The 4,970-nt window shown below is 76.1% G+C and carries 3 protein-coding genes; all 3 read left to right on the forward strand.

Translation table 11 applies throughout. From position 1 onward, the window contains the following. Positions 1-2,345, forward strand: a 2,345-nt coding sequence (locus ACRYMN_RS20655; protein WP_432499284.1) for an RNA degradosome polyphosphate kinase, incomplete at its 5' end; no start/stop codon positions are given. Continuing rightward, complete coding sequence (locus ACRYMN_RS20660; protein ID WP_432499286.1) at positions 2,342-3,313, forward strand: NUDIX hydrolase; 972 nt, start codon at positions 2,342-2,344, stop codon at positions 3,311-3,313. The genes ACRYMN_RS20655 and ACRYMN_RS20660, both read left to right, overlap by 4 nt. Positions 3,314-3,618: 305 nt before the next feature. Beyond that, positions 3,619-4,731, forward strand: a complete 1,113-nt coding sequence (pstS, locus tag ACRYMN_RS20665) for a phosphate ABC transporter substrate-binding protein PstS (RefSeq protein WP_432499288.1) — start codon at positions 3,619-3,621, stop codon at positions 4,729-4,731. The last annotated feature ends 239 nt before the right edge of the window (positions 4,732-4,970 follow it).

Below are 4,970 nucleotides of genomic sequence, written 5' to 3' on the forward strand. Positions count from 1 at the left end.
CGGGCGCGGTCCCGCGCGGTGACCCCGGCGGCGACCGGCCGGGCGGCTCGCGGCCACCCGGCGGCCGGGGGGCCGACACCAGGGGCGGGGCCCGCCGCCGGGCCCGGCGCCCGGCCCGTCCGGCGGCACCGCCGCCGCCGGGCTGGGAGGGGGGCGCCGGTGGCAGGATGAGGACCATGACGGCGACGACCCGGGCCGGTTCTGCCGCCCCCCTCCCCGCGATCCCCCGCGCCGACGAACCCGCCGGGCTGCCCGAGGACCGCTTCGCCGACCGCGAGCTGTCCTGGCTGGCGTTCAACGAGCGCGTCCTGGAGATGGCCGAGGACCCCGGCACCCACCTGCTGGAGCGGGCCCGGTTCCTGTCCATCTTCGCCAACAACCTCGACGAGTTCTTCATGGTGCGCGTGGCCGGCCTCAAGCGCCGCATCGCCACCGGCCTGGCCGTCACCGCCGCCAGCGGCCTGGAGCCGCGCGAGGTGCTCGACGCCATCGCCGCTCGCGCCCACGAGCTCGCCGAGCGGCACGCGGAGGCGTTCCTGCAGGGGGTGCGCCCGGCGCTGGCCGAGGCGGGCATCACGATCGTGCGCTGGGACGCGCTCTCGGCCAACGAGCAGGTGCGCCTGCACGGGTTCTTCCGCGACCAGGTCTTCCCGGTCCTCACGCCGCTGGCGGTGGACCCCGCCCACCCGTTCCCGTACATCTCCGGGCTCTCGCTGAACCTGGCGGTCGTGGTGCGCAACCCCACCACCGACAAGGAGCACTTCGCGCGGGTGAAGGTCCCCCCGCTGCTGCCGCGGTTCGTGGCGGTGGCGCAGGCCGACGGCGAGGACGCGCGCTCGGCGCGGTTCGTGCCGCTGGAGGACGTCATCGCCGTGCACCTGGACCAGCTGTTCCCGGGCATGGAGGTCGTGCAGCACCACACGTTCCGCGTCACCCGCAACGAGGACCTCGAGGTCGAGGAGGACGACGCGGAGAACCTGCTGCAGGCGCTGGAGAAGGAGCTGCTGCGCCGCCGCTTCGGCCCGCCGGTGCGCCTGGAGGTCGCCTCCGACGTGGACCCGACGGTGCGCGACCTGCTGGTGCGCGAGCTGGGCGTGTCCGAGCAGGAGGTCTACGAGCTGCCCGAGCCGCTGGACCTGCGCGGCCTGGGCGACATCGCCGACATCGACCGCCCGGAGCTGAAGTTCCCCAAGTTCGTCGCGCGCACCCACCGCGACCTCACGGACGGCGCCGAGACGGCCAAGCCCTCGGACGTGTTCGGCGCCATCCGCAACCGCGACGTGCTGCTGCACCACCCCTACGACTCGTTCTCCACGAGCGTGCAGGCCTTCCTGGAGCAGGCCGCGGCCGACCCGCGGGTGCTGGCCATCAAGCAGACCCTGTACCGCACCTCGGGCGACTCCCCCATCGTCGACGCCCTCATCGACGCCGCCGAGGCCGGCAAGCAGGTGCTGGCGCTGGTGGAGATCAAGGCGCGCTTCGACGAGCAGGCGAACATCTCCTGGGCGCGCAAGCTCGAGCAGGCCGGCGTGCACGTGGTGTACGGGCTGGTGGGCCTGAAGACGCACGCGAAGCTGAGCCTGGTGGTGCGCCAGGAGTCCGGCGGCCTGCGCCGCTACTGCCACGTCGGCACCGGCAACTACAACCCCAAGACGGCCCGGGTGTACGAGGACATGGGCCTGCTCACCGACGACCCGCAGGTCGGCGAGGACCTCACCCGCCTGTTCAACCAGCTCTCGGGCTACGCGCCCAAGACCGCCTACAAGCGGCTGCTGGTCGCGCCGCGCTCGCTGCGCACCGGGCTGGTGGACCGCGTGGACCGCGAGATCGACAACCACCGCCAGGGTCTGCCCTCCGGCGTGCGCATCAAGGTGAACTCCATCGTCGACGAGGCCGTCATCGACGCGCTGTACCGCGCCTCGCAGGCGGGCGTGCCCGTGGACGTCGTCGTGCGCGGCATCTGCGCGCTCAAGCCGGGCGTGCCGGGCCTGAGCGAGAACATCCGGGTGCGCAGCATCCTGGGCCGCTTCCTGGAGCACAGCCGCATCTTCTGGTTCGCCGGCGGCGGGGAGCCGGTGGCGATGATCGGCAGCGCCGACATGATGCACCGCAACCTCGACCGGCGCGTGGAGGCCGTGGTGCGCCTGACCGACCCGCGCCACGTGCGGGAGGTCTCGCAGCTGCTGGACGAGTGCATGAGCGAGGGCACGTCCTCGTGGCACCTGGGCCCGGACGGCACGTGGCAGCGCCACCACCTCGACGCCGACGGCGCGCCGCTGCGCGACCTGCAGGAGCACATCATCGCCACCCGCCCCGGACGGCGCCCGTCCGCGCGGCGCCGGTGACGCCCGCCGCGGGCGGGGCCGGTGCGCCGGCCGACGTGGAGGCGGCCGGCTGCGTGGTGGTGCGCCGCTCGCGCGGCGGCGCGCCGCAGGTGCTGCTGGTGCACCGCCCCGCCACGCCCCGCCACGGGCGCGACTGGTCCTGGCCCAAGGGCAAGCTGGAGGAGGGCGAGCCGCACCCGGTGGCCGCGGTGCGCGAGACGCTGGAGGAGACCGGGCTGGGGGTGCGCCTGACGCGCCCGCTGCCCGAGCTGCGCTACCGCGTCGAGGACGGGCGCCGCAAGCGCGTGCGCTACTGGCTGGCCTTCACCGCGCCGGGCCAGGAGGCGGGCCGGGAGGCGGGCACGCCCTCGCCGGACGAGGTCGACGAGGTGCGCTGGTGCTCGCCGGGGGAGGCGCGCGAGCTGCTGACGTACCCCCACGACGTCGAGGTGCTGGACGCGGCCGTGGGGGCGGCGCGGGTGCGCACCTGGCCGCTGGTGCTGCTGCGCCACGCCAAGGCCGTGGCGCGCGAGCACTGGCACGGCCCGCACGACGCCGAGCGCCCGCTGCTCGAGCGCGGGCACGCGCAGGCGCGCGCGCTGGCGCCGCTGCTGGGCTGCTTCGACGTGCGCGAGGTGCTCACCTCCCCGTGGGCGCGCTGCCTGCAGACGGTGCTGCCGGCCGCGGACGCCGGCTCGTGGCGGGTGCGCCCGGAGGAGTCGCTGACGGAGGAGGGGCACGCGGCCGACGCGGCCGCGGCGGTGCGGGCGCTCGGCGCGCTCGTGGCCGCGGGCCGCGGGGCGCTGGTGTGCTCGCACCGGCCGGTGCTGCCGGACCTGCAGGAGCACCTGGCCGCGCGCGCCGGCGCGCCCGAGCGCGCGGCGCTGCGGCGCAAGCTGGCCAAGGGCCACCTCGTCGTGGCGCACGTGTCCGGGCGCGGGGAGGACGCGCGCGTGGTGGCCGTCGAGCGGCACGCGCCGGCCGGCTGACCGGAACCGCCACCCGGGGTGGCGTCCCCGGGTGACGTCCCCGGGTGGCGGCGGGGGTCACGGCGGGGGTCACGGCGGGGGTCACGGTGGGGGAACGCTGAGGTCACGAGGAGTGGTGCAGGTCACTCGTTCACCCGGCAGTCAGGTGACGGTCCGGAAACCGACGCCCACGAGCCCGGCCTGGTTAACCCGCCGTTCACCGCCCCCGGGGTAACGCGTCACCTGCCCTCCTTAGCGTTCCAGCACGTCAGACCCCGGCCGGCGCTGCCCCGCGCCCGCCCGTCGAGCGAAAGCGAGCCCTCTTCGTGAACCGCACCACCCTCCGCCGCGCAGCCCTCCCCGCCGCCCTGGCCCTGTCCTTCGGCCTGGCCTCGTGCAGCGGCCAGAACGAGCCGTCGGGCGACGCCTCGGCCACGAGCGGCGCGTCGAGCTCCTCGCTGAGCGGTGAGCTCGCGGGTGCGGGCTCCAGCGCCCAGCAGGTCGCGCAGCAGACCTGGGGCGCCGGCTTCAACGCCGCCAACCCCGACGTCACGGTGAACTACGACCCGGCCGGCTCCAGCGCCGGTCGCGAGCAGTTCGTCACCGGGGCGACCGCGTTCGGCGGCTCGGACGCGGCCCTGGACGAGGAGGAGCTGGCGCAGGCCGAGGAGCGCTGCAGCGGCGGCAACGCCATGGACCTCCCGGTGTACATCTCCCCCATCGCGGTGGCCTACAACCTCGAGGGCGTCGAGAACCTGCAGCTGTCCCCGGTGACGCTGGCCAACATCTTCAACGGCACCATCACCACCTGGAACGACCCGGCGATCGCCGCCGACAACCCGGGCGTGACGCTGCCGTCCACCGCCATCACCCCGGTGCACCGCTCGGACGGCTCGGGCACCACCGAGAACTTCACCGCCTACCTCAACGACGTGGCGCCCGAGGCCTGGACCTCCGAGCCCGACAGCGAGTGGCCGCTGCCCGGCGGTGAGGCGGCGCAGGGCACCTCGGGCGTCGTGCAGGCCGTGACCAGCGCCGCCGGCTCCATCACCTACGCCGACCTGAGCCAGGTCGAGCAGAACAACCTCCCGGCCGCCTCCATCAAGGTCGGCGACACCTTCGTGGCCCCCTCCGCCGAGGGCGCCGCGGCCGCGGTCGACGCCTCCCCCGAGGCCGAGGGCCGCCCCGAGGGCGACATCGCCATCGAGCTGGACCACAACACCACCGCCGCCGGGGCCTACCCTGTGGCCCTGGTGTCCTACCTGCTGGTGTGCTCCTCCTACGAGGACGCCACCCAGGGCGAGCTCGTCAAGGCGTACGCCGAGTACGTCATCAGCGAGGAGGGCCAGCAGGCCGCGGCCGACGCCGCGGGCTCGGCCCCCATCTCGGAGGAGCTGCGCTCGCAGATCACCGAGTCGCTGGACCGCATCGGCGCCTGACGCCACCGCGGGGCACGCGCCCCGCAGCACACGCACCACCGGGGGGGGGGGGGGGGGGGGGGGGGGGGGGGGGGGGGGGGGGGGGGGGGGGGGGGGGGGGGGGGGGGGGGCGGCCGGGGGGGGGGGGGGGGGGGGGGGGGGGGGGGGGGGGGGGGGGGGGGGGGGGGGGGGGGGGGGGGGGGGGGGGGGGGGGGGGGGGGGGGGGGGGGGGGGGGGGGGGGGGGGGGGGGGGGGGGGGG

This window comes from Kineococcus gypseus (assembly GCF_050871305.1).
Lineage (GTDB): Bacteria > Actinomycetota > Actinomycetes > Actinomycetales > Kineococcaceae > Kineococcus > Kineococcus gypseus.